Source organism: Sphaerotilus sp. (genome assembly GCF_041083715.1).
GTDB lineage: Bacteria > Pseudomonadota > Gammaproteobacteria > Burkholderiales > Burkholderiaceae_C > Sphaerotilus.
The window spans coordinates 1-25,063 of sequence record NZ_JBFPGY010000034.1; the positions used below are offsets into that span (position 1 = coordinate 1).

Sequence of the window (25,063 nt, forward strand, 5' to 3'; positions counted from 1 at the left end):
CCGGGCCGCCCGCGGGCGGCCCTGCTCGCACAGGCCGACGTGAACTCGGTGTCGAGTGATGCGGGGGACAGGCGGGCGGTGAGGGTGAGCAGGCCGTCTGCAGAGCCGAGGTCCGCAGACGGGCCCCTGGCCGAGCCGCCGCCGTTGCGCTACAACGGTCGCACCCAGGCCGAAGAGGGTGGGTGCGGCAGTGGCCCCTGAAGTTTGACGGCTTGAGCAGAACCACGCCGCACCCTGCACCGTGCTTCAACAAGTGGTGCCACGCCAGTGTGGCGCTGCAGGACGACGGCGTCCAGCACCTTCGGCCAGACCAGGCGAAGGCGCTGGAGATGGACACTCCCGAGGCGGCATCGGCCCGACTGTTCCTGTGCGCACGCTGCCGGGTGCAGGTGCTGCTGTGCAGCCGCTGCGACCGGGGCCAGCGCTACTGCTCGCGGGTGTGCTCGGGCCTGTCGCGGCGAGCGGCACGACACGAAGCGGCCGCCCGATACCAGCGCAGCCGGGGTGGGCGGCTCGCCCATGCTGCGCGTTCGCGGCACTGGCGCCAGCGACAGCGAAGCCAGAACGTGACGCACCAGGGTTCCCTGCGGGTGGCGGCCGATGCTCCACTGCCGACATGGAGCACGACCCCTGCGTTGCCGAGTCCGGCGCCGACCGAGGCGCTGACCGACCCACCCCGGCCACCACCCGGCTGGACGTGCCGACGCTGCCGGGCAGTGCTGTCGTCCTGGGTGCGCCTGAGCTGGCTGCGCCATGCGCCCCCACCTGGAGCCCGCCATGACCATAGCCCCTGAGGTGAGCGCGCAGATCCTGCGCCTGCACGAGGTTGAACGCTGGCGCGTGGGCACCATCGCCCGGCAGCTCGGGGTACACCGCGACACGGTGCGGCGCGTGCTCGCCCAGCACAGCGCACAACCGGTGGCGACTCATGCCCTGCGCCCGAGCCGCATCGATCCGTACCGGCCCTTCATCCTGCAGACCCTGGGCAAGTTTCCCACGCTCAGCGCCACGCGGCTGTACGCCATGGTCTGCGAGCGCGGCTACCAGGGCAGCGGCGAGCACTTCCGCCATGTCATCGCCACGCTGCGGCCGCGCCCCCCGGCCGAGGCCTACCTGCGCCTGCGCACCCTCGTGGGTGAACAGGCCCAGGTCGACTGGGGCGCCTTCGGCCACCTCGACATCGGCGCCGCGCGTCGCCCCCTGATGGCCTTCGTGATGGTGCTCAGCCACTCGCGCCAGGTGTTCCTGCGCTTCTTCCTGGACGCCCGCATGGACAGCTTCCTGCGCGGGCACGTCGAAGCCTTCGAGGCCTTCGGCGGCGTCGCCCGGGTGCTGCTCTACGACAACCTCAAGAGCGCCGTGCTCGAACGCCAGGGCGACGCCATCCGCTTCAACCCGACGCTGCTGGCGTTCGCCGCCCACCACCGCTACGAGCCGCGCCCGGTCGCCCCCGCGCGCGGCAACGAGAAGGGCCGGGTGGAGCGCGCGATCCGCTATGTGCGCGAGAGCTTCTTCGCCGCGCGCACCTTCACCGACCTGGCCGACCTCAACGCCCAGGCCCGGCGCTGGTGCGAAGGTCCGGCCGCCGATCGGCGCTGGCCCGAAGACCACCGGCGCAGCGTGCGCGAAGCCTTCAGGGCCGAGCGGGAGGTGCTGCTGGGCCTGCCGGTGCATCCGTGGGCCCTGGGCGAGCGCCTGGCCGTCACGGTGGGCAAGACGCCCTACGTGCGCTTCGACCTCAACGACTACTCGGTGCCGCACACGCTGGTGCGACGCGCGCTGGCCGTGCTGGCCGACGAGCACACGGTGCGCATCCTCGACGGCACCACCGAGGTTGCCCGTCACCCGCGAAGCTGGAGCCGGGCCGAGCAGATCGAGCAGGACAGCCACGTCAAGGCGCTGGTCGCCCACAAGCGTCAGGCCCGCGCGCACCGCGCCGTCGATCGCCTCGCCCAGGCCGCCCCGGCCAGCCAGACCCTGTTGCAGCGCGCCGCCGAGCGCGGTGACAACCTCGGCTCGATCACGGCCGCCTTGCTGCGCCTGCTGGAGCGCCATGACGCCGCCGCGGTGCAGGCCGCCATCCTGGAAGCGCTCGACCGGGGTGTCCCGCACCCCAACGCCGTACGCCTGGCGCTGGAGCGCGCCCGAGAGGCCGCCGGCCAGCCTCCTCCCGTGGCCCTGGTGTTGCCCGCGCATGTCGCGCGCCGCGATGCCCCCGTGCAGGCCCATGACCTGGCGTCCTACGATCCCCCGGAGCATCCCCATGAGTGAGCACGACCCCACCGCGCTGCGCACACAGGCCGACGAGCTGCGCCTGTACGGCCTGCTGGCCCACTGGCCCGAGGTTCTGGCCAGCCCCGACACGCTGGAATCGGTGGCCCAGTGGCTGGGCTGGGAGGCCGCCGAGCGCGCCCGCCGCAGTCTGGAGCGCCGTCTGCGCGAGGCCCGCCTGGGCCGCTTCAAGCCCCTGGCCGACTTCGACTGGTCCTGGCCCACCCTGTGCGACCGCGCCGCCCTGGAAGACCTCATGACGCTGGACTTCCTCAAGGACGCCTCCAACGTCGTGCTCGTCGGCCCCAACGGCGTGGGCAAGACCATGTGCGCCTGCAACCTCGCCTTCCAGGCCGTGCTCGCCGGCCACACCGCGCTGTTCATCACCGCCGGGGCCCTCCTGGGCGAGCTAGCCACCCTCGACAGCGACTCCGCCCTGCGTCGGCGTCTGGCCCACTACACCGCCCCCGACCTGCTCGTCATCGACGAGGTCGGCTACCTGTCCTACTCCAACCGCCACGCCGACCTGCTCTTCGAACTCATCAGCCGGCGCTATCAGCGCAACTCCACCGTCGTCACCACCAACCGCGCCTTCGCCGAATGGGGCGAGGTCTTCCCCGCCGCCGCCTGCGTCGTCTCGCTCGTTGATCGCCTCATGCACCGCGCCGAGGTCGTGCGCATCGAGGCCCGTTCCTTCCGACAGAAGGAGGCCGAGGAGCGCGCGGCCCGCAAGTCCTCCGAGCGGGCCAGGCCTGCCGCCTCGCCTGCCCGCGCTCGCAAGGCCTCGACATGAGCACGGCACCTGGACCGCCCGGCCTGCCGCCCTGGCCCACCCACTGGTCGCCCGAGCAGGCCCTGGCCGTCTTCGAGTGCCTGCAGGTCATGCGCGAGACCCTCTGGCAGCTCTACGGTCCCCAGGTTCAGCAGGCCTGGCGTGATCAGCTTCGCGCCGGGCCCATGCCGGACTTCGATCCCGACGAGCCGTTCTGACACCGCGCTCCTGTCTGTCTTGCGCCTTCCGGCCGCCTTCTGGCGGCCGCTCTCTTGGGCTGATCGCCGGCCCCATGAAAAACGGCACTTCGCCGCCGAATAGACGCGCTTTTAGATCGCCGGCAACACCCCCTGCTCAAACCCCTCCAGAACGGCGACATGCCGCCTGATGCCGTGCGTATCGTCGCCATCAACAGCGGCAAGCTGCTGGAGTGGCTGGAACGGCAGGACTCCTTGTCGAGGATCGGTCAGCAACTCAAGCGCATGCTGATGGATGAAGGCACGACGCTCGACGAGCGCGTGCGCCTGATCGATCTGAACCAACGCTCGCTCGTCGGCGGTTTCGACGCAGATGATGGGCGCTGGAGTACCAATTTCCTCGACACACTGCTCGACCGCTTTCTCGACGGACCTGGAGAGGATCCTTGGGCGGTATGCGGCGGTTGCAGCGCAGCCTCACGCTGCACGGCGCTGCGTTCGGTCAGGATGCTCAAGGACGATGCAAGCGGACCGCTGATCCGTCAACGCTTCACGCTTGCACTGCAGGCATGCCATCAGCGGGGCGAGGTTCACATCACCGCACGCGAGTTACGGGCCGTGCTGTCCTATGTGTTCTTCGGTGTGCACACCTGCAGCGACCTGCACCAGGCGCCCAGCCTGGTGCCTGACGGTTTCTGGCAACGCAGTTTCGATGCTGACAGCGCACATCGCCAAGGCGATCTGCTGGCTGAACTGGCCCGACTCGATCCAGCCCTGGAATGTGATCCCGACCAGGATCGGACGCTTCGACAGCACCCGCAGGTAGCCTCATCCCCTGCTGGGTTGGCCGAGGCCCGCCGTCGCGCCTGGCTGGGAGGCCTGGAGGACATGGATCCGACTGGCATCACGTTGACACATGGACGACATTTCGACCGTTTCCGGCGGGTACGGATCATGAGCGCGCCGGAACTCCAGACGCTGACACAGGAGTTGTGCCTCGGCATCGCCCATCTCGAAGACCTGCCGACGCTGGCACTGGACAAAACCCATCTGGCGGCTGGTGTGCCCCTTCGAATTGCGCCGCGCACTCCCACCGAAACCGTTCTGTGGGTCAGCAAGCCCTGGGACCGTTTCCGGCTGGAGGCGGTGATGCCCGCGGCAGCGCTCGGACTGGAAGCCCTGCACACGCATGTGCGGTTGATCTATCGCGGTGCGCATGGCCGCGACGACGTCTTGGCCATGGGTCTGGAGCTGTTTCATCTGCTGCTGGAGTTGCGCGCCGGAGTGCAGTTGTCGGGCGTGGCACAGGAGGGCATCTTCGCGAACCTGGAGGTCTACACGCGGCGTCTGGCCAGTGAGGACACCCGCGAGTTGTTCGGCTGGCACCCTGGCGACGAGCACAGCTTGTTCCGCATCCGCGTGACGGCTGTGGATGGCGTGCAAACGATCGAACGCGAGGTGCTGCGATGAGTGCAGGAGAAAGGACCGTCAAGGCGATCGCAGAAGAAGTGCTCGGATCCCAGCGCGTGCGGGCGTTCTGGACGGCCAACCACTACGGGGTCCTGCCCATCGCGGCCCAGTCCTACGACATCGGGGCCATCTTGCCGGCGGTGCTGTACATGACCCGCTGGGGGCATCGCCGGGGCAAAGGACGCTTCGGTGCGACCTTCAGCCTGCAGGTCGACGACAAGCTGCAGGTGCCCACGATCGGCTCGGTGGCGAGCGCGCTCGAAGCGGCCACCGAGTCGCGTCTGAGCGGGTTTGGTGGCGAGATCGGGCGTGCGGTGCTCGGCGACCTGCTGCAGACCTGGTGCCTAGAAAACCGCAGCCACGCCACCGGCCACGACGAACCGGTGCAGCGGGTCTACCCGGCACATTACCTCGCGAGTTGGATCGACCTGCCAGGCACCATCGCACACCTGCGTCAGGTGCCCGAGATGCTGGTTGCGCTGCTCGCCGACCAGCCGGATGGGGAGTGGCTCGAAATCGGCCGCAGCACAGCCGCCTTCCCGATCGGTGTGGCGTGCACCGAGAACCCCTTGTTGAAAGTGTTCGGCCGACACATGGGTGTGCGCGGACGATTCGTGTCTGACGTCAGTGCCGACCGCTACGACGACGCTCAGGCGCACGATGCATCGATCGACGAACTGCTGATGGTCCGCCTGGCCGAGGCCTGTGGCGGTGCCCCACTGAAGGCGCGAGGCAGCGATGGCAGCGACCGCATCGCCAACCGTCTTCCGCTGGCACGTCGGGCGGCCGCGGTCCTGCGCGCAGACCTCATGCAGTTCATCGGTCACCATGGTCAGACCATCCCCAGGCCACTGTTGATGCCGATGCTGGAGGCGGGCATTGCCCTCGGCCTGACACAGGTCATCCTGTCGACATCGGCACTGCTGTCGGACTGGGAGCGCAGCGGTCAGGTGCAAGCGCTTGATCAGCAAAGGCCCTGGCCCTTGTTTGTCGATGCCTCACAGGGCCAAGACAGGAGGCTGCGCGAGGTGTCGGAAATGTGCACGGGCGAAACCCTGCGGCGCCACGAACGCCTCGCGGTGACGATGATGGTGCTGCGGGTACTCGAAGACCGCGTGCGCGTCGACCGCAAATTGCGCGATCAACTGCCCGCTGCGGACCGGGACAGCACCGCCCTGGTCAACCTGCTGGGTGACGTCCTGCATGAACGGCATCCTCGATCACAGGCCATCGCCGACGCGATCGACGAAGACGCGATGCGGCTGGCAGAAGCGCTGTCGCAGGAAGGGCAGGTACCCGACATCGTCGAGCGCTTGCGCGAAGGTCAGAGCCACCCGGCCATCAGGCTGGGAGAAGCGCTGTGTCAGCTGATGGGCGACAAGTTGCAACGCGGCAACCACGCACAAGCACTGGAATCGGCCCTGATGACCGACTCGCCACACGGCTTGGCCACCAAGCGTCGCGTCTATCGCGCCCAGCCCGGAGGTCATCGTGAGTCGCAGGATCTGCGGGCCGTGGTGCTGCAAGCGCCGATGCTCGACTTTCTGGTGCATCGCTTTCTGGCCGATGGAGGCTCGATGCTGTCGCTGCCTGGTTTCCTGCGTCGCATGCGCGAGGACCATGGCCTCTACATCGACCAGGAGCCTCCAGGGCAGTCGATCTCGCAGCAACTGCTGGCGGACAACAAGCGCTTCCTAGAACGGCGCCTGCGCGACCTCGGCCTGCTGATCGGCGTCAACGATGCTGAAGGCATGAAACAGATCAAACCGCGCTACGACCGCGAAGTGAATACCCATGCTGCCTGACCAAGCCACACGATTGCTGACCCGTGCCCTCGGACGGGTGCTCGGCACGGCGACGCAGGCGAGCGTCTCCTATTTGCGCTGCCTGCCACCGGAGGTGTGCCGGGCCTTGGCCGCCGACCCATTCTTCCTGGTGCCGGGCTGGCGGATAGCCGTGGTGACCGATCAGATCGACATCGATCGGCGCTGCATCACCGCCGATCTGGCGGTGGCCTGGCGGGAGGAAAAAGGGGAGGCCACCCTGCTGCTGGTCGATCCGAGCAGTGCGGGGGCCGGCATGGACGGGATCTACAGCGCCGGACGGGAAATCAGCGAGAAGGTGCTGTTCGATGCAGCACGCGCCAGTGCGCGCGAGGATGTGCAGCGGGGCTACAAGACCCATGTCGACAAGGCCATGGTCAAGGCCCGGCAACTCAGCGGCCAACGCCACCTGGCCCCATGGCGCGAATTTGTCTATCTGTGCCGGGTGGTCACCGATCCCCGCCAAGCGGGCCTGGCGCTGCATGAACTGGGGCTCTGGCCAGTCGCATTCAGCGGCCGACCTGACGACGAAGACCTCGACAAGGCCGCTCGCCTGACCGAACGGCTGCTGCCGACGCAGGGTGCACGGTTGTCGCCCGAGCAACGGGTCGCCGCGCTGCGGCTCGACGCCACGCAGGCCGAGACGGAAAAAACGCTGGTCCGTTACCTGCGCGAGGTGCAAAGTCTGTCGCGCATCGAAGCGATGGCGCGACTGGCTCCGCTCGACGACCTGCAACTCAATCGGATGCGGCCCCGGCTGTTCGTCGACAGTGAGCTTGCGGCAGTCGAATGGGTCAGTTGGCGCGCCAGGAACCGCAAGCCGTACAAGTGGTCGGGCCTGAGCCTGAACGACGATGACCGGCTCGAACTGCTGCTGCAGACAGAAAACGAGTCGGCGGCCTCCGGCGCCCGGCTGGAAGTGCGCTGGCAGGTCGTGCCGGAGGATCTGCCCAAGGGCAGCATTGACTACGTCATCGAGATCCGCACCGACCACGACGTGCTGGCGGAAAAGCGCGTCACGCACAGTGGCAAGACACCCCAGAAGGTGGTGTTCACGCAGGACGACTTCGCCGCCGTCGAGAGCGATGCCTGCTTCGAACCACAGGTCGTGATCCGCGTGCTGGGCGATCGCCCTCAACAGATCGTCAGCCCGGAAGACTTCATCCTGCGCTTCGGCCGCAGCGACCAGCCGGTGAAGGCCTCGGCAGGCAAGACCTTCGAGACGCTGGCCGTCGCGGTCGCTCATGTCGCGCCGAATGCCGACGTCTTCAAGACCATGGCCCGGGAGCCTGGCAACCCGGCGTTGTTCAGCGAGGACGCACGCGGCTACATCAGTTGCCGATGGGAGGGGAAATCGGGCAAGGTGTACAGCCCGCCACTGATCAGGCGATTGGCTCGGGACTGGATCGAACGGGGAGGTCCGATCGGACGCTGGCGCCTGAGCGTGCGAGCCGACGGCACACCCATCGGCACTGAAACCTTTGTGTCCATTGATGCCGAAACTGATGTCAGTGCACTGACATTGGCCTCACGACGCCTGGCCCATTGGATGAGCAAGGCCCATGGTCCGATCGGCGTGCTGTACGACGATGATGCTGTGCCGGGACTGAGCGAATACGTGAATGCGGCGCGCCAGACCTGGAAAACCGGAACACCCGAGCTGACCCTGATGCACACGCTGGAAGTGGTGTCGGCCACGGGCACCACTTTGGGTCTGATCGTGCTGCCCACCCACCCACTGCGCGTGGCCTGGCAGCAAAGCTTCGACGCCATGGTGCGCCACCACCGCTATGCCGAAGGACTGCCCGCGGCCAAGATCGAGCGTCTGCTCGCGCCGGTCACGGGTGCGCATTACCCGGCTTTCCTGCCTGGTCTGGAGGTGGGACAAGGATTCGTGTTCGCCGATGTCTTGGGCTTTCACGCTGTCGCCCTGGCTGCTGCCAATGATCCTGAACCCAAGGCCACTGTCGCGCTGCTCGGTCGCCTGGTCGGTGGTGACGAATCGATCGCGCCGACGGTCGGACGTGCCGCGGCCCAGGCGCTGGGCGCCGAAGTGGGGCGCTACTTGCGGCTGCACCCGTCCTATCGACGCATTCGCTTGCACGCTCTCCAGGTTGGTGACGCGATGCCGGTCGCCCGTGCCTTGAGCCATGCCCTGCAGGAGGTACAGATCGCAGATGTGGACAGCGATGAAGCCTGGCCGGTGTGCTTCGAGCTGGATCTCTATGGGGGGCCGGGCACAGGCCGTTTTCTGGCCAAACTCAACGAACGCAGCCGCACCGGGGCGGCTGGCATCACGGAGGTGGACCGTCGTTTGCTCGACAGCGTGCACCGACCTGGCGGTGTGAGGTTGCCACGATTGCAGTGGGCCAGGCGCTCGGCGGAGCGCCCGAGCACGGCCGCGCACATGTGTCTGGCTTTCGATCTCTTCAAGGCCCGCCTGGAGACACGTCCCCGCGCCAGCCTGCCGCCCACTGGTGTGCTCGAAGCACACGGCCTGATGCTGATGCCCACCCGCGAGTTCAACGCCACCGCACAGCAGCCCCGCTGGATGAGCTACATACCGGCCAAGCCCGAAGGAGAAAAGCACCCGGTCACGCGTGTGCTGACCGAGCGCCAGGTCCTGCTGCACAACGCGGTGCTGCAAGCCGTGGCGCGCCAGCTGGGCGGAACCGTCGACGACTGGCCCGTGCTGGTCACCGATGCCGATGCGGTCCATGCCGGCTTGCTGGAGGAGATGCACCACCTGTGTGACTGGGTCGTGACCGCCGATCGCAATGCCGGTATCGAATACTTCGATTCACCGCTGGAGCTGCCGCGGGTCTACGAGGCCTACATCATCGATTGCGTGCCCGAGCGCGATGACCTTGGCTTCACCCAGCTGATCACCTCGACCAGCCGACTCGACGAAATCCAGCGCCTTCTGGGCCGGGTGTTGCAAGAGATGGGGTTGCAGCCGACAGCACAAGCCTGCAGGTTTGTGCTCGATGGCCTGAAATCGATCAGCGGTCGCCTGGCCCTGCGCCTTGCGGGTGATGGCCGAACGGTCGAAGAAATGGTGGCGCTGGCACTGACCCGGCATCGACTGGCGCTAGACGGCACGGGTCTGTCCCTGCAGGATGGCTTCCTGATCCCGCTGGATGATGTGCCCGAACTGTTCAGTGATGTCGGCACGCCAGCGAACCGCTCGCGGCGCGCCGATCTGCTGCATGTCACGGCGGCGCGCCGTGGTGGGCTGAAGTTGACCTTCATCGAGGTCAAGTACCGCCGTCGGCTTGATGCGGCACAGTCCGACGAACTGGCCGATGAGATCGAATCCCAGCTCGATGCGTCGTGCCGGCATTGGGAGCGGCTGTTCGGCATGGCCACGTCGATGCTTGAAAAAACCGTACATCGAGCCTGGCTGGCGCGGGTGCTGCGTTTCTACGCGCGCAAGGGTCGACGCCATGGCTTGCGCGACCCTGCCTGGCAGGTGATCGACCGAGAAATCGACCGGATGGTCAAGAAGGAATCCGATCCCCCTGCGTTGTCAGATCTCGAACGGCGGGCCTACATTTTTTGTCCGGAATTGAACGATGGCCAAACGCTCGGCGTCGACCACGGCGGCGGGGCACAGATCCAGATCTTCGGTCGCAGCATCGATGCGGCAGCGCTGGTCACACTTGAAGCCTGTGCGCCGAGTACCGTCCGACCCCGAACCGTGGGTGATCCAGCGATGGTTGAGAGTGACGCGGCAAGCCGTACCAGTGCATGCGAGGTGGCGATCGAATCAATGGATGATGAGCTGGCACCGCCGTCGAATGAGGCGACCACAACACCGGTTTGGGCATCGACGATGGATTCAGATCCGACCGAGTCGTTGGCATCGCTGCGCCCTGCGCCGATTGCCGAGTCCACGAACCCACCCCGTGCCGACATCGTGCTCGGGCACCGGCAAACCGATGCCTCCGAACTGACCTGGCTGCCCAGCATCCGCAGCAATCCACACCTGATGATTCTGGGGTTGCCTGGCATGGGGAAAACCACCTGCCTGATCAACCTGTGCATCCAGTTGCAGGAGCACCAGATCACGCCGATCGTGTTTTCATACCATGAGGACATCGATGAGAAGCTTGCCGAGCGCATCAACAGTGGCTTGCTGGAAGTCAAGTTCAATGGCCTGGGATTCAATCCGATGCGTGTCGATCAGGACACGCCACATGCCTTTGTCGACAACGTCACCACCTTGCGCGACATTTTTTCCACCATCTTTCCGGACCTCGGCGATGTGCAGCTTGGCCGGTTGCGCGAGGCCCTGAAGGCCAGCTACCAGGCTTGTGGCTGGGCCATCGGTCAGCGAGGCGAAATGCCGCCGTTTCGCGCGTTCTACGACCTGTTGAAGGCCGACCCCAAACCCGAGCGCGGTCTGCTGACGAGACTGAGCGAACTGGACGATTACGGATTCTTTGATCGTGTCGAAGGGGCGCAGTCCTTGCTTGACCAGCGCCGGTGTGCGCTGGTGCAGATTCACGGCACGCAAAACGAGGTGCTCCAGCGGGCCTTCTCCACCTTTGTGCTGCACAACATCTACCAGAACATGTTCAGGCGTGGGCTGCAGTCCGAGATCACGCATGCGATCGTTTTCGACGAGGCGCATCTCGCTGCAGGCCTGAAGCTGTTGCCAACCATGGCCAAGGAATGTCGCAAGTACGGCATCGCCTTCGTCGTCGCGTCACAAGAAGCGAAGGACTTTGATCCATCGCTTTACAGCGCGATCGCGAATTACCTGACGCTGCGACTCAATGAGACGGATGCTCGCCAGATGGCCAGGATCTTCACCACCAGCGAGCGGGTAAAAGACTGTGCCGACGACATCAAGCGCATGGCCAAGTATCACGCGATGTACAACGGTGAAGGCTCACATCGGCCCGTGGTGATCCGGTTGTTGGCGTGAGATGGGTTTGCAGACATCAGGACATGGTCACCTCAACGAGGCGACCACGCCTGCCAATGGTGGACGCAGGTCGACTTGACCAGTCGGCCGCGTCAGCACGGCCGTGCAGCACGTCACCCGATCAAGACAGCGCCCGCATGACGGCCTGGGGTTCCCGCTCGATCAGGTTCAGCAGCACCAGCGCCGGGCCCTGTGGCCGGCGATCGCCGCGTTCCCAATGGCGCAGGGTCGCCACCGAAAACCCGAACCGGGCCGCGAACTGGTCCTGGGTCAACCCCAGCCGGGCCCGCACGGCGGCCACGTCCACGGCGGTCGGCTCATAGACCTTGACGCCTGTGGCCTCGCCCCGGGCGTGGGCCGCTGCCTCCTTCAGCCCTTGGCGAATGCTCTCGAATGCTTTGCCCATGAGGGTTCTACCTTTCAAACCAGATTTGCACCAGAAGATCAACCATGCCGGCCAACTCGTTGCATTCGGCCCGGGTCAGGTTCGCCCGTTCGTTCTTGGCGAACATCGTCAGCAGGTACAGCGGCATGGCGTCGCTGTGAACGTAGTAGATGACGCGCACGCCCCCGCTTTTGCCGCGCCCGTCGCGTCCCCATCGCAGCTTGCGCACGCCACCTGTGCCTTCGATCAGATCGCCGGCCCGAGGGTGTGCAGCCAGGTACAGGATCAGATCCCGGCGATCGTCATCGGACAGCAGCTTGCCGGCTCGCTTCTGGTATTCGGGCAGTTCGGCAATGGTCAGCATGCATAAATTGTAATCCATTGGATTAGTGTCATGTACCGACTCGCCACGTCATGACATTCCCTGTTGGCAGGCCATGAAGCGCTGGCGAACCAAGGGGCGACACCGCTCGCGGGCGGCTTGACCTCAGCGCTTGCGAGGCAGCGCCCGCATGCCCCGCACGAGATCCGCCGCCTGCGCCGTCACGTACACGGAGGTCACCCGCAGGTCCGAGTGGCCCAGCAGGCTCTGCAGCACCTGCGGCTGCATCTGCTTGATCGCCTCGTTGGCGAAGGTGTGGCGCAGCCAGTGCGTCGAGGCGCGGGTGAACTCGGCCGCCGGTGGTGCCCCTTCTCGCGTGGCCGCCGCGTTCGCCACGTCCCTGAAGAAGCGCCGCAGCAGCCCGTAGATCGCCGAGCGCTCCAGCGCGCCGTACCGATCGGCCTGCGCGGGGCGCTCCCGGTCCACGAACGGCACCCCGCGCGCATCCAGATCCCGCCTCGGCGGCGGTCGCCGCAGGATCCCGATCAGGGGCCGCCACGCCTGCAGGTGCTCGGCACGCAGGGCGTCCTGGAGCGCGTTGCTCGTGGGCCCCACTGCATCTGCCCCCTGGTCGCCCGCGGCCATGCGCTCGCCCGCAGCCGTGGTCGGGAGACTGTTGGGCACCTGCACCCGCTTGACGGCGTCCTCGAACCCTACCCCCGCAGCGTCCATATCCGCGTGGTGTCGCTCCATCAGCACCTTGATGTCGTCGAACACCATCACCGTGCGCAGCTTGCCGCCCTTGCCGATCACGTCCAGCAGCCACGCGGACTCCCCGTCCACCAGTTCCTGCCGCAAACCCTTCATCCGGGTCGTCGCCAGCTCGGACAGCCGCAATCCCGTCGTGCTCGCGAGTTCGAGCAGCAACTGCAGCCGTCGCCGCGCCGGCGTGTCCGGCCGCTCCCGCAGCACCGCCATCGCGAACGACCACTGCGCCTCGTTCAGCGACCGGCGCACGTCGATGCTGGGTTTCACCAGCCCCAGCGTGCGGCCTAGGCCGGACATCGCGTTGGCGCGCAGGTAGCCCTTGTCGTGCATCGCCGCGAACAGCCCGCCGAGCACTGCGAATTCGTGGCGCTGGCTGTTGCGCCCCAGTGGTCCCCGGAACGGTCGCCATGCGGCGTCCTCCCGGCGCACCTTGCGCGGCTGCACCCAGTCCGGCGGCGGTGCCGTGACAAACGCCTGGTAGGCCTGCAGGTCCGGCTCCTGCAGCGACGACAGCGCCTTGCGCCGCACCTGCAGGCACCAGCGGTAGAACCGCTCGGCGATGCGGGCGTAGTCGCGCCGCGTCTGGCCCTGGTAGCGGCTCAGCCACTGCTGGATGGCCTGCACGTCGGTCTGGGCACCCCAGACGTTGGTGTCGGGCGCGCGGAACAGGCCGTCGCGTCCGGAGAGCGCATCCGGGAGGGCCACTTCCATGACCGGGACCGCGACCGGCATCAGCGGATCCGTGCCACTGGCTGGATCAGCTAGGTCCGTCACCGGCGCACCTGCCAGGTCGCGCTGACGCAGCCGTGCGAGGTCGCTCTCGGGCCGCAGCGCCGAGTCCCGAATCGCTTGGTCCCCCTGCTGCGCGATGGGCACGAGCCACGCCACGAGCCGCGCGGCGCGCACCGCGCCCAGCCTTGATACCGTGCGGTGCCAACGAAAGCCCTGCAGGTTGATGTAGCGTACTAGGTCGCCCAGCGACTGCACCCCCACCCGGGCCAGCTCGCGCGGCAGGCCTGCGCCCAACCAGAACCCGGTCTCGTCGTCCAGCCGCGCCTCGCAAGCCAGCACGCGCTCCAGGGTGGCAAGCGCGTCGATCACGGCGCGGCGCTGCGCCGGGGTCAGGCGTGGAGTCACCTCGGGGTGAGCGGTCTCGGCCAGGCGAGCGTGTACCGTGGCCGAGAGGACGGGGGCGGGCTCAGGGTGGAGGGCGGGCAATGACGCCGACGCTGGCGGTGCGTGGCCGAACGCCTCCCCATAGAGGTCAACCCACTCGGCCTGCGTATAAAAATCTTCCTCGATGCCCGAGGCGCCGCACTGCGCGAACCGCCAGTCTTCCAGGGAGGGGGCGGCGGCGGCAGTGGAGGCAGTTGCTGTTGGCGGCAAGGTGCCCCGCCGTGCCCCCCGTGCCGGCACGAAGTCCGGCAGCGCGCGCAGCGCCGGCAGCGCCACCGCCAGCTCGGCCGCGCACGCTTGCCGCACCCCCGCGTGTTCGATCGCCTCGACCACCTGGCGCAGGCGGCTGACAAAGTGCCGCCGGTCGCTCGGGCCGCCCGAGAACGCGAGGTAGCGCGTCCAGGCCTGCTCCAGCTCGACGCCGTCGAGCAGCGCGCGCAGGAAAGCGAAGTGGTGGCGCCCGAGGTGGCCGGCGTGTTCGTGCAGCAGCCGGGTCTGGGTGCCGCGGGGACGGCCGCGCGGGCGGTTTGGCGTCACGATCAACCGGCGAGGGTCTCGACCTCGAAGCCCACGATGTTGCGTGCCGACCGGCTGAACTCGACCCCGATCAGGTGGACGTTCGCACCCCGGCCCAGGTACTTCTCGGCGTAGCCCTTGTCGCGGATCTGCCGCAGCGCATGGCCTTCGGGTGCGTCTGCCACCACCTTGAACTCGAACAGAAACACCTGCCCCGACTGGACCACGGTCAGGTCGATGCGCCCGTGGCTGGTCGCATCCTCGACCCGCAGGTCCAGCCCCAGCCCGGCCAGGTGGCTGTAGAACACGCTGGCGTAGTGGCCCTCGAACCCGGCCAGCGGGTTCTTGCGGTACCAGTCGCTCGGGATGCTGGCGAACAGCGCTCTCAGCGTCGTTTCCATGGCGATCCAGTCCCGCTCGCGCAGCGCCTTGAGCAGGGTCTGCCGGTTGAGCGAAGCGGCCCGCCCCGGCACACCATAGCCGAGCAGCAGCACCCGGTTCAGGCTCATCTCCACTTCCCGGTTCGGGTAGCCCAGCGTGTAGATCAGCTCCCGCGTCTCGGTCTCCTCGACGGCGTGCACGCTCAGGTAGCCGGCCTGGAACAGCAGGGCCACCGCGCCGATCTGCTCGACCTCGAAGCTCAGCAGCTCCATCTCGTCGGCCTTCAACTGCGCCAGATCGGGCGTGAACCAGGACTGATCGGCCAGCAGCTTGACCAGGAAGGTGGGCGTACCGGTGTCGAACCAGTGGGCCTTGAACTCCCGGGTGTCGAACAGCAGCAGCACATCAAACGGGTTGTAGATGCCCACACCGCGCCAGTTGTAGCCGTTGTACCAGCGCCGGATCTCGTCGCGGTCCAGCCCCGGCAACTCCGGCGCGAAGACGGTGTCGATGTCGTGGTCGGTGTAGCCGCACAGCGCGCTCCAGCGGGCGTCCAGCGTGATGTCCTGCAGGTTGTTCAGCCCCGAGAAGAGGCTGACCTTGCTGAACTTGGACACCCCGGTCAGGAAGACGAACTTCAGGTGCGGATCGGCCCCCTTGAGCACCGAGTACAGGTTGCGCAGCCCGTCGCGCATCTCGGCCGCCCGGGGCGGATCGGTGATGTTGTCCAGGATCGGCTTGTCGTACTCGTCGACCAGCACCACGACAGGCTCGCCTCGCGTCAGGTGGGACTGTTCGATCAGGTCGGCCAGGTCATCGGCCGTGTCGTCAGGGTCGATGTCGGCCGGACGGGGCAGGCCCAGGGCGGCGCGATTGCGGCGCAGGTTGCTCTGGATGCGCCGGTCCAGCTCAGCCCGGCTCTTGAGCATGCCATCGGCGAAGCTGATGCGGATGACCGGATGGCGCCGGGACCAGTCCCATCGCGTCTGGGCGGCCAGCCCCTCGAACAGCGCGCGGTTGCCCTCGAACAGTTCCTTGAACGTGTCGACCAGCAGGCTCTTGCCGAAGCGCCTCGGCCGGCTCAGGAAGAAGTAGGTGCCGGACTCGATCAGGTCGATGGCCAGCCCCGACTTGTCCACGTAGTAGCAGGCCTCGTCGCGCAGTTTGGCGAAGGTCTGGATGCCGACGGGCAGCTTCTTGCGGGGCAGTGCGGGGACGGCGGAGGTCATGGGGCAAGTGTAGTGGGGGCGGGCCCTTGGCTAGGGACCAACCAAGCCAGGGAAGTTGCGTCGGACACGACCGCAACGATCATGTCGGCCGAGGCCGTAATTGCTTCATTTTCTTAATTTGCTTTATTGTTTGCACTTGCCTAAAATAAAAGCATGGGCATCAACGTCAGCACCCCCGTACTCCTGCGCCGTATCGCGCAGCTCGAAGCGGCCGTAGGGCGGCTCAACGAGGATCTGGGCAGCCTTCGATCGGCGGTCAGCCTCCAAGGGCTGCCATCAACGAAGGTTCCTGGCGTTCGATCGCGTGTGGCACACACCAAGGTGCCCGCTGCGACGTCTTCGCCAGCACCGGCTTGCGGCGGCCTGGCCGGGGCCACGGCGCGTGGGGAAGCCGCCCGAGTGCAATGGGTCAAGGATGGCCTCGTCGTGTCCGGGGAGCAGCTCGCGCATGCCTGGGGGCTCACGCGCCAAGCCTTGGCGCCGGCAGCGGAGCGGGGCGAAGTCTTCGCAGTGAAAATCGGCAACCGGCTGTACTACCCGCAAGCGTTCCTGGATCTGGATCGCGAGACCGTGGCCACCGTGTGCCGCGCGCTCGGCGACCTCGGTGCCAGCGAGAAACTGATGTTCTGGCTGCGCGAGCACGGCGCCTTGGGAGGCAGGGGCATCGCCGTCGCCCTGGATGCTGGTGTTGCGGTGGCCAAGGTGGAACGGCTGGCAGCGGCCTGGGCGCGCGAGCGAGGAGCCGCGCGTGTCGCTGCGGCTGCCTGAGCCCGGGACCTTCGAGCAGCTACTTCGGCCCGTCAGGATCGAAGTAGCGTCGCTCGTCAGGTTGAGCCGGTACCCGGCCACCGAACCCTACTGGTCGGCAGGTGTCTACCGATTCGACGATCCGGATCCGGGCCGCATCGGTGAGTTCGGAACCTGCTACACCGCCAGCTCGATCGAAGTCGCTTTCGCGGAGAGCGTGATCCACGCATCGGGGCGGTTCGTTGATGGTGCCTACGAGGTGCCTTCTGCCGAGCTGATCGAGCGCCCGGTCGTGCGCTTCGCTTGCGACCGACGCAAGACGCTGGTCCTGGCCGACCTGACGGGGGCGGCGCTCAAGGCACTGGGCTTGAACAACGACATCAGTGCGTCGGCCGACTACGCGGTAAGCCAGGCTTGGGCGCAAGCGATTCACGATGCCGATCCCCGATGGCATGGGATTCGGTATGTGTCACGCCAGATGAACAAGGGCTTCGCCTACGCGATCTTCGAGCGGAGCGGGCTGCGGAAACTGCATGCGGAGAAGTTGACGTCATCGCAGGTCGATGCGCTTTGTGATCGGTTCAACGTCACCGCGGTGTGACGGTGCAGCCTGCGGCTACCCCTGACTGAAAGGCCATGCGCCTGCCACCCCTCCCCCCTTGCGGGGCAGGGCGGCGGCGGGACTCATGGGGCAAATGTAGTGGGGTGGACGGCTGGCGAGACACCGCCCAAGCCGGGAATTCGCGCCGAGCGTGATCACGGAGATGACATCGGCTAACTGGGGCCGTGCCGCCTCTGCGGGGCTCAAAAGCACCCCTGTCAATCTGTTGGGTGCGCGATGAACCAATTTTTCTGACACCCTGAGAAGGGGGATTATCAGGGCGTCAGTTAATGACGAAAAATCGAGAGGTACAGTCCGAAACGCTCACACAAGAGAAGTTGTGTTCAAGTTTCAAGCGAAGTTGTGTCCTATGCGTTCGGGTACCGACCGAACCACCAAGCTCGCCTGTCGTTGGTTTGACGCAATTCGGCAGAGAGGCGGCCATGTCGGCGCGGTGTGTGAGCCGCGCTGCCGCAGCCATGCTCAACAGCGTTGCCATCGGACGCCGCTCACGTCTGGGCATCGGCTTGCTGCCACTGGCCCTGTCGCCGAACTTTGTCGAGATGGTCGTAGGCGATGTCATGGAGCCGCGAGGCTCCTGACCAGAAGCCGAACTCGACCAGGCATGCTGACACCCGCGCATCCAGTTCGATCTGAAGATCGGTGCGACCTGGGTGGTGCGTGTCCGCGAGAACGGAGGGCCGTGTTGGAAGCACGAATCGGCTGCGGAACTGCCTGAGTGCCAGCCGCAGCAGGTTGACCGCCTCCAACGGCGTGTGACCAGAGGTCTGAATCCTGGCACCGCAGGCACGCGCCACGAAGCCGTTTTCAGCAGCAAACAGCCAGAAATACCCGATGACCTCCCTACCGTCAAGCAGGCGATGTCGCTTGGCCGGGCCAGCACCAGGGCCCGTCGAATCGACCACCGTCCAGCCCTGCTCGAATGACCAAGTCAGGCACGGTCCCCTGCATGCAGCGGTTCGAGCAGCCGTCCGCTCGGCCACATCCCGTCGCCATGCCAGCGTCCGCTCCCTTTTTTCGGGTCTGGGCAGCGACCAGTCCACTGCAGCCGGCGCCGCGCTTGACACAAATCGAAGTTTGCCGCCGACGATCGAGGCAGCCCAGGTCAGACGCTGCACCTGGGGCATGTGAGAATCGGTTGCAGTACTGAGCGGCTCGCCAACTCCGCGCCAATCTGCGACGCCGGTACGCACGGCGGCGATCGCAAGGTGCTGCGCCCGCCGCCAAGCGTGGACGATGACTGCCGTGGCGACCCGGCGTGCAAGCTGCGACTGAGTCTCGGGCGATAGACCGAACATGGCGTGCGTCTTGGGTACGTCCAGCCGGATGCCTATGCCGCGAACACCATCGTCGGGTCGGCGACTTGGCCAGCGGCGCCGCATAACGGCGGGCTCGATGGACCGACAGAACAACAGGTCGGCAAAGGCCATCAGGGCTGTTCGGTTTTCACGCAGGGCGGACGCTATTTGCAGCGGGTCTGGATGTAGCAGAAAGTCGATGCCGATCGACTCGCTGCCTCGTGCGTGGTGCCGTCGAAGATGGCGGTTCAGCGCACGATAGACCCGCGTCGTTTCGGCGTCAATGCGTTGCAACAGGGTGTCCTGCTGCCCGGCCATGACGCACTGCCGTGCGTGCGGGCGGGACGGCTCGCGAGTCGGTGTGTCGGTGCAGCGCAACCCACTGACGCGTTCTGACGGCTCAAAGCATGCCGGATAGCCGATGCCCAATGCTTCGCACCACGTGGCGAGCGAAGCCAAAGGCATGCGGTCGGATGTGTCGCCCCACTCGGCATCTAGGGAGCCGGAAAGCACAACGCCCGAGAGCGACTCGAGCCAAGCCACCACGGGTAGCATTGGCAGGGTGTCCTGCAACGTCATGATCGGGCGCCTGCAGGTCTCGCGCGTGAAATAGCCCGTTCGGCCGCACGAACAGTGGCCAGGCGCCAGCAAGACGGTGCGGTCGACCGTGCTGTCGAAGCCGCGGCCGCAGCCGCATCTGCTCACGAGTTCGAGGTGGTGGATCGGGCACCGCCGCAGCGGCTTCAGGCAGAGCAGGGCGCTGTGGTATCCCATCGCCATGCAAGCCGGGCAGATCCGCATGAACGGGTGAAGCAAGCCACGCCAGCTTCCATTCAGTCGGTGAAAGTGCGACCAAGCGAAAGCGTCGACGGGCTCAGCAAGCGCGGGCGCGAGCCTGTCAATCGACAGGCCCGGAGTGGTCGAGTAATACCCGTCGCGGCAGGCCACGTTGAAGAGCAGATCCAGACGGGTACAGCGCGGAGCGCCCCCGCTAGGCGGTGTGGTGAAAGGTAGTTCACTCCACTGCAATGCATTGAGCGCGGCCAGGCGGCGCAGCGTGTGCCACAGCGAGGCGAATGGCAGCACGCTGCCGGTATGCCATGTCAGTTTCGCCATGGCGACGGTGGCCTCAGGTTCTCGAGACGGCCGGGCGCCGTCTGGTCGCGTTGGCGGTCACCACCGCCATCAACATCTTGTGGCCACAGTTGGCCACGATGTTACGCAGGGAGGTGACGGACATCACGTCATCGGGCTCAGCGCCGCTCGCTACGCGCAGCAGTGCGTGGCGTGCGGACTGGGCCACGGTCTTCATCGGAAACTCGATGGGCCCTTCGTATTTGGCTGGCAACTCGTCCACCATGGCTTGCATCAGGCCTTCGGCGAGGGCTGCCATTCTGAAGCCAGCCGCCCACGCCTCGGGCGCAAGGCCGGCCGTGAAGGAGATGCCCGAGCGTGGTGGCCACTCGGTACCTGTGTCGTAGCCCGACAGGACGAAGCGCAGCTCGTCAATGTCACGGATTCCGTGGAACGGCTCGGACGCCAGCATGAACCGCGCGGCGACATGGGCGCCTCCAGACAGGGCCATTCCGATCGGCTCATCGAACACCTGAAGAGAGGCGATGGAGAAGACACACAACCGGATCCGCTCCTTCTCGAGAAGGCTGTGCAGTTCGACCAGCCACAGCCATTCCCGCTGCGTCATCCCCTGCGCCTCATCGATGACGAGAACCAGGAATCTCCCGCCACCCTGGAATGCCAATTCAGCCCACCGCTCGATGAGCATGTGCTGACGATCGAGGGGACTGCGCGTGGCCCTGGCCAAGTGGTGCCGGCTGGCGTGCAGGAGATGGGCATGGAAGCGCCCGACAGAAGATGTACCGCCTGAGTCGGTGTGGCTCCAGACCACCGTGGGCACGTGGCCGCCACACCGCTGCGACAACAGTGCCTGCAGCCAATGGTCCACAGCACTGGATTTGCCGAAGCGTGAAGGACCGAAGATGGTTGCGCCGTCGACCTGATCGTCGATCCAGTGCGCGACCGTGTTCACCATCTCGGAGATGGCCGGCGTGAAGAGCGAATAGTCGCGCGTCACCACCGGATGGTTCTTGGGGAGGTGCTCCGCGACCAGCGGTGTCGACGCGCAGGCTTCCATCACCACGTCTTGGCCATCTGCATGGGTGGCAGCTGCCGCCGCGGCTTCTCTGCTGCGCCTAGCTGCTGGACTTGATCGTTCCCTTCGACCGTCGACACGGACGGTGGCTGCCCAGTTTGCGCCACTGCGGTATGCCCGGCCAATACTTGGGCATGCTGCTGCAACACCCTTCTGGCTTCGAGGTATGCGGGATGCGGTGGCAGCTTCCCGTCGTGGGAGCCTTCGGCGTAGCGGATTAGCTCATCGATGGCGTCGCATTGCCTGGTAAGGTGCAGGGCGCGCCGCTTCTCGAGCGCCCGGATGGCCCGGCGCATGTAGAGGGTATGGGGCGATCTGTGCCAGGGCGGCGCAGCTCGCACGACGCCGAGGAATTCCCCACGCTCGTTCGAAACGCTCGCAAAGCGAGCGTCGTCTTCGTCCTCCAGTTGCAGCCACAGGTTCTTGCCGAGGAGGTCGGTGCGCAGTGCCAACCACTCGGCCGAGTAGCGCGCGTTCTCGAAGTGGAAGTGCGGGCGCCGTCCGGTGCTGACTCCGCCCTTCAGAGTGCATAGCTTGCGGACACCAACCATGCGGCGCACGTCGCTGGCGTCGGCTTGCCGTATACGTCCTGGTTCGCGACCGGTCAAGAAGTCGAGTTGAGCCAGCGGGCTGCGCCAGCCCAGGCCAGAGTGCGGCCGTGCGTTGTAGTTGGCGATGAGCGTATCCAGCAGTTCCTCGGCGTACTCGAGCTGAAACTGCGTCGCAGCGGCCGCCTGGTCAGGGTTCGCGCCGCGCTTGTCGGCTGGCTTGCTACCGGTGGTCGTGGAGAGTCGGTGAAAGCCTCCTGCGGCAAGCTGGCCGAAGAAGGACTCGATGAACGGCCGGTCGTCCTTGCTGCGCCGGCTGCTGTAGCTGGCGAGATCCTGGGGCTTGAGGATGGTCGAACCGACCACTTCACGCAGTTGCCGCTCCACGCGTTGGCAGATGTTGGCCATCGCCCCATCGACGCTGAACTCATCCCAGCAGGCGCCGAGGTAGCGCTCGTTATGGCTTGAAGGAAAGCCGGCACCTTCCGAGTAGGCGGCCTGGCTCCACTGCAGGGCACGGGGGGCCCATGCTGTCAGGGCGCGCTTGACGGTGCGCAGCACGTCCTCTGCGTTGCACTCGGGATGCAAGCTGAGGTGGTAGCCGAGCACGGCCCGAGACTCGACCTCGATGATGACGATGACCCAGAGCCTTCGGATCGTGCGCGTCTCGTGGCCGCCGTGCGGTGACGGTATGAGCACGACCATCCTTGAATCCAGCTTGTGGGCATCGCATTCCACCCGCTGGAATACGCGCAGGGGCGGCCGGTCAGCACCATCGCCAGCTCGCGCCTTGCGCTGCGCGTCATCACCGCCGAGCAGCTGTCGCTGTCGGCGTGGGTTCTCGTCCAGAACCTTGTCGATGAACTTGCAAATGCTGACGTAGCCCAGCTTCTCGACGTTGAACGGCCACTCCCCGCGTGCCTCAAGGCCAGCCTCGCGAAGCTCCTTGATGAGCCAGGTGAACAGTTCCTGCTTCGGCCGCTTCGCAGAGGCGAGCCGCGGCACCTTGCCGAGAATTTGTCTGCGGAACCTGGACTCGATGCTTCGGCCACCAGGCGACTCGAACAGCCACTGCAGGGCGCCGGCTGCGCCGACGCCGCCGTCACCGAGTTCGAGAGGTGCTGTCCTGGACCATTCCTTTACCCGGATGTGAGGCAAGGCTCCGCGCCAGCCATTCACGTTCCCGTCCGGATGCTGCGCCAAGCAGCGTTCAGTGATGAGACGGTAGATGTGCGATCGACCAAAGCCACAAGCCGCGCGGATATCCGCCTCGCTCGCGCCATTGAAGTACAGCACGATGCCTGTCTTGCGTCGCAGGAACTGGGTGCGTCGTGCCTCTGGCAGGGCGTCGGCGTCGACCGCCGGCCATTGCTCGGGACGCACTTGGCCCGGCACGGCCACATGACCGGACCAAACGTTTGTACCAATGCGAGCGCGTTTGGGCATGCGGGCTCCTCTTGGAAGTCGCCGACTGGAAAACAAGAATAGTTGAACCGTAGCCTGCGTTACAACTTCGGTTGCCGAGAGACCCTACCCGTAACCCATCTCGACCCTGGCTCGCCTGGGGGAACAAGTGCGGCAGATAAGTTACAACTTCTCTTGTGTGAGCGCTCACGCAACTGAATTTGATGCTACTTTGCAAGACAATTTGATGCTATCGACGCCGGGCAGCCGCAGATGGCGACCTTGCGCGGCCTCATGGTGCCGCGACACCGCCATGACGCCAGCACCGACGGCATCGGCACAACTCGCGCCGTCAGCCTGCAAGTCATTGAATTCACGGCATTCCTGGGCCAAGAGGTGTCGGCGCGCCTCGGTGAGTTCGGCTTCACTGCCAAGTCGCCGGGGGCGCCGGCACACTGCCTCCCTCTCACACCCAGCCTCTCGCGACCCGACAGCAAGCGTCAAATTGGCTTGAATCGCCCATCAAGCATCATTTTTACTTGCCAAGTAGCATCATCTTTCGGACGTGGTCTGGAGCCTACCTCCCTCCGAGGGTCGACCGTATCGATAGCATCAATTTCGCTTGTGCGAGCGGTATGCACGGCCGAGCAGACTTGCTTCGGTTCCTCTGAGTCGTTCCGCCTGCAATTCCACCAACCGAGGGCATGTCAGCCTCGATCGTCAGCGAATCGCCCTTGAGCGGAACACAAACTGTACTGGTTGACTTCGCCGGTTTTTGTGGCTGTCGTGATTGTTTGGCGATCCCTAGGATCGCGGCTTTCCTGCAACCCCGACGCTCAAGGTGGGATGAATGAAAGCGATTGAAGACAAGGTCATTGCCGCGCCGGATGCGCCTGCGTGGCGAGGCCGTTTTCCCTACAACGAGATCATTTCCCTGCTCGACGTGAACCGCCCCTTCAACCTGGCGGAGAGCACCTCGCAGGACCTGACGGTCGGGGACGTGCTGGACCTGGCCGGGCTCGAAACCCTGCGCGGACTGAAGCTCGGCTATGGCCGTTCGGCCGGGTCGGGCGAGTTGCGCGAGGAGATCGCCAAGGTCTGCCAGGTGCCGGCCGAGCACATCGTCACGACACAGGGAACAGCCCTGGGGCTGTTCCTGCTGGCCTTCGAGACCTGTCGGCCGGGCGACGAGGCGGTACTCGTGACCCCCTGCTTCCCGCCGAGCCGCGACTGCCTGCTCGGCGCGGGTGTCACGGTCCGCGAGGTGCCGCTGAGCTTCGACGACCACTACCTGCTGGACCTGGACGCACTCGCCGCCAGCCTTTCGCCGAAGACCAAGCTGGTGAGCCTCGCCTCGCCGCAGAACCCCAGTGGCGTGCGCACGCCGCGCGCCACCATCGAGAAGATCCTGGCGCTGCTGGAGGCCCGTGCGCCGCAGGCCGTCCTGTTCATCGACGAGACCTATCGCGAGGCCACCTACGGTGACGAAGCTGCACCGGACAGCTTGGCCGGGCTGCACCCGCGCATCGTCACGGGTGCTTCGGTGTCGAAGGCGCTGGGCGCGCCCGGCTTGCGCACGGGCTGGCTCACCGTGGCGGACGACGACCTCAGGTCGCGCTTGGTCGTCGCCAAGATGAACACGGTGATCAGCGGCTCGGTACTCGACGAGGCGCTGGCCACCGCACTCCTGCGCCACCGCGAGACCGTGCTGGCGCCGCGTCGCCGCCTGCTCGCCGAAGGCCTCGGGGAACTGGCCGCCTGGTGCGAGGCGGAGCGTCAGCGCATCGAATGGATTCGCCCGGATGGTGGTGCCCTGTGCTGCGTGCGCCTGCGCGCCGACCGCTTTGACGACGACGCCGTCGCGCGATTCTGGGAACTGCTGCCCGCGCACGAGCTGCAACTGGCATCGGGCGCCTGGTTTGGCGAGCAAGCGCGCGTCTTCCGGCTGGGCTTCGGGTACCTGCCACCTGGGCGCCTGGGGCCGGCTCTGGCCGCCCTGTCGGCGGTGCTGGACGCAACGGCTGCATGACG

17 protein-coding genes are annotated in these 25,063 nt (G+C 66.2%); 10 read left to right on the forward strand and 7 right to left on the reverse strand.

The window, feature by feature from the left end; translation table 11 throughout:
• Window positions 1-212: 212 nt before the first annotated feature.
• The 7 genes from AB3X43_RS01590 to AB3X43_RS01620 all read left to right on the forward strand — a co-directional run bounded on the left by AB3X43_RS01590 (window position 213) and on the right by AB3X43_RS01620 (window position 11,466).
• Window positions 213-794 (forward strand): hypothetical protein, encoded by a 582-nt coding sequence (locus AB3X43_RS01590; protein ID WP_369428142.1) that lies wholly within the window; start codon window positions 213-215, stop codon window positions 792-794.
• On the forward strand, window positions 778-2,271 hold the full coding sequence (gene istA, locus AB3X43_RS01595) for an IS21 family transposase (RefSeq protein WP_369428143.1): 1,494 nt from the start codon (window positions 778-780) through the stop codon (window positions 2,269-2,271). Before AB3X43_RS01590 ends, istA begins: the two co-directional genes overlap by 17 nt.
• The gene (istB, locus tag AB3X43_RS01600; RefSeq protein ID WP_369428144.1) at window positions 2,264-3,064 is read left to right on the forward strand and encodes an IS21-like element helper ATPase IstB; all 801 of its coding nucleotides are present in this window, start codon (window positions 2,264-2,266) and stop codon (window positions 3,062-3,064) included. Before istA ends, istB begins: the two co-directional genes overlap by 8 nt.
• Window positions 3,061-3,261, forward strand: a complete 201-nt coding sequence (locus AB3X43_RS01605) for a hypothetical protein (protein WP_369428145.1) — start codon at window positions 3,061-3,063, stop codon at window positions 3,259-3,261. Before istB ends, AB3X43_RS01605 begins: the two co-directional genes overlap by 4 nt.
• 159 nt (window positions 3,262-3,420) lie before the next feature.
• The gene (locus AB3X43_RS01610) at window positions 3,421-4,710 is read left to right on the forward strand and encodes a hypothetical protein (RefSeq protein WP_369428146.1); all 1,290 of its coding nucleotides are present in this window, start codon (window positions 3,421-3,423) and stop codon (window positions 4,708-4,710) included.
• Window positions 4,711-5,024: 314 nt separating this feature from the next.
• On the forward strand, window positions 5,025-6,515 hold the full coding sequence (locus AB3X43_RS01615) for a methylation-associated defense system protein MAD7 family protein (RefSeq protein ID WP_369428147.1): 1,491 nt from the start codon (window positions 5,025-5,027) through the stop codon (window positions 6,513-6,515).
• Window positions 6,505-11,466 (forward strand): hypothetical protein, encoded by a 4,962-nt coding sequence (locus AB3X43_RS01620; protein ID WP_369428148.1) that lies wholly within the window; start codon window positions 6,505-6,507, stop codon window positions 11,464-11,466. The genes AB3X43_RS01615 and AB3X43_RS01620 overlap by 11 nt, the downstream gene beginning before the upstream one ends.
• Window positions 11,467-11,587: 121 nt before the next feature.
• Here the strand turns inward: AB3X43_RS01620 and AB3X43_RS01625 are convergent, their stop codons facing one another.
• The 4 genes from AB3X43_RS01625 to AB3X43_RS01640 form a co-directional block, all read right to left on the reverse strand.
• Window positions 11,588-11,872 carry a helix-turn-helix domain-containing protein gene (locus AB3X43_RS01625; RefSeq protein ID WP_369428149.1) on the reverse strand — a complete coding sequence of 95 codons (285 nt, stop codon included), beginning with the start codon at window positions 11,870-11,872 and terminating at the stop codon, window positions 11,588-11,590.
• Between the two features lie 7 nt (window positions 11,873-11,879).
• The gene (locus tag AB3X43_RS01630) at window positions 11,880-12,215 is read right to left on the reverse strand and encodes a type II toxin-antitoxin system RelE/ParE family toxin (protein WP_369428150.1); all 336 of its coding nucleotides are present in this window, start codon (window positions 12,213-12,215) and stop codon (window positions 11,880-11,882) included.
• Between the two features lie 123 nt (window positions 12,216-12,338).
• Window positions 12,339-14,654 (reverse strand): phage integrase family protein, encoded by a 2,316-nt coding sequence (locus AB3X43_RS01635; protein WP_369428173.1) that lies wholly within the window; start codon window positions 14,652-14,654, stop codon window positions 12,339-12,341.
• A gap of 2 nt (window positions 14,655-14,656) precedes the next feature.
• A complete protein-coding gene (locus AB3X43_RS01640; protein ID WP_369428151.1) occupies window positions 14,657-16,243 on the reverse strand; it encodes an ATP-binding protein in 1,587 nt (528 codons plus the stop codon).
• A 153-nt stretch (window positions 16,244-16,396) separates the two neighbouring features.
• On the opposite strand from AB3X43_RS01640, the gene AB3X43_RS01645 reads away from it, so the two are divergent.
• Complete coding sequence (locus AB3X43_RS01645) at window positions 16,397-17,011, forward strand: hypothetical protein (protein WP_369428152.1); 615 nt, start codon at window positions 16,397-16,399, stop codon at window positions 17,009-17,011.
• Window positions 16,992-17,591 carry an RES family NAD+ phosphorylase gene (locus tag AB3X43_RS01650; RefSeq protein WP_369428153.1) on the forward strand — a complete coding sequence of 200 codons (600 nt, stop codon included), beginning with the start codon at window positions 16,992-16,994 and terminating at the stop codon, window positions 17,589-17,591. Before AB3X43_RS01645 ends, AB3X43_RS01650 begins: the two co-directional genes overlap by 20 nt.
• Window positions 17,592-18,100: 509 nt before the next feature.
• Here AB3X43_RS01650 and AB3X43_RS01655 read toward each other — a convergent pair.
• The 3 genes from AB3X43_RS01655 to AB3X43_RS01665 are packed head-to-tail and all read right to left on the reverse strand — an operon-like array spanning window position 18,101 to window position 23,074.
• Window positions 18,101-20,026: a hypothetical protein gene (locus AB3X43_RS01655; RefSeq protein WP_369428154.1), complete on the reverse strand. Its 1,926-nt coding sequence runs from the start codon at window positions 20,024-20,026 to the stop codon at window positions 18,101-18,103.
• A 13-nt stretch (window positions 20,027-20,039) separates the two neighbouring features.
• The gene (locus tag AB3X43_RS01660) at window positions 20,040-21,062 is read right to left on the reverse strand and encodes an ATP-binding protein (RefSeq protein WP_369428174.1); all 1,023 of its coding nucleotides are present in this window, start codon (window positions 21,060-21,062) and stop codon (window positions 20,040-20,042) included.
• A complete protein-coding gene (locus AB3X43_RS01665; protein WP_369428155.1) occupies window positions 21,062-23,074 on the reverse strand; it encodes an integrase core domain-containing protein in 2,013 nt (670 codons plus the stop codon). The genes AB3X43_RS01660 and AB3X43_RS01665 overlap by 1 nt, the downstream gene beginning before the upstream one ends.
• Window positions 23,075-23,882: 808 nt before the next feature.
• On the opposite strand from AB3X43_RS01665, the gene AB3X43_RS01670 reads away from it, so the two are divergent.
• Window positions 23,883-25,061, forward strand: a complete 1,179-nt coding sequence (locus AB3X43_RS01670; RefSeq protein ID WP_369428156.1) for a pyridoxal phosphate-dependent aminotransferase — start codon at window positions 23,883-23,885, stop codon at window positions 25,059-25,061.
• Window positions 25,062-25,063: the final 2 nt, after the last annotated feature.

Bases quoted from the DNA above. Each gene is read 5' to 3' on its own strand.
- AB3X43_RS01645 (WP_369428152.1), top strand. From the start codon at position 16,397: ATGGGCATCAACGTCAGCACCCCCGTACTCCTGCGCCGTATCGCGCAG.
- AB3X43_RS01640 (WP_369428151.1), bottom strand. From the start codon at position 16,243: ATGACCTCCGCCGTCCCCGCACTGCCCCGCAAGAAGCTGCCCGTCGGC.
- AB3X43_RS01665 (WP_369428155.1), bottom strand. From the start codon at position 23,074: ATGCCCAAACGCGCTCGCATTGGTACAAACGTTTGGTCCGGTCATGTG.
- AB3X43_RS01625 (WP_369428149.1), bottom strand. From the start codon at position 11,872: ATGGGCAAAGCATTCGAGAGCATTCGCCAAGGGCTGAAGGAGGCAGCG.
- AB3X43_RS01660 (WP_369428174.1), bottom strand. From the start codon at position 21,062: ATGGAAGCCTGCGCGTCGACACCGCTGGTCGCGGAGCACCTCCCCAAG.
- AB3X43_RS01620 (WP_369428148.1), top strand. From the start codon at position 6,505: ATGCTGCCTGACCAAGCCACACGATTGCTGACCCGTGCCCTCGGACGG.
- istB (WP_369428144.1), top strand. From the start codon at position 2,264: ATGAGTGAGCACGACCCCACCGCGCTGCGCACACAGGCCGACGAGCTG.
- istA (WP_369428143.1), top strand. From the start codon at position 778: ATGACCATAGCCCCTGAGGTGAGCGCGCAGATCCTGCGCCTGCACGAG.
- AB3X43_RS01605 (WP_369428145.1), top strand. From the start codon at position 3,061: ATGAGCACGGCACCTGGACCGCCCGGCCTGCCGCCCTGGCCCACCCAC.
- AB3X43_RS01610 (WP_369428146.1), top strand. From the start codon at position 3,421: ATGCCGCCTGATGCCGTGCGTATCGTCGCCATCAACAGCGGCAAGCTG.
- AB3X43_RS01630 (WP_369428150.1), bottom strand. From the start codon at position 12,215: ATGCTGACCATTGCCGAACTGCCCGAATACCAGAAGCGAGCCGGCAAG.
- AB3X43_RS01670 (WP_369428156.1), top strand. From the start codon at position 23,883: ATGAAAGCGATTGAAGACAAGGTCATTGCCGCGCCGGATGCGCCTGCG.
- AB3X43_RS01655 (WP_369428154.1), bottom strand. From the start codon at position 20,026: ATGGCGAAACTGACATGGCATACCGGCAGCGTGCTGCCATTCGCCTCG.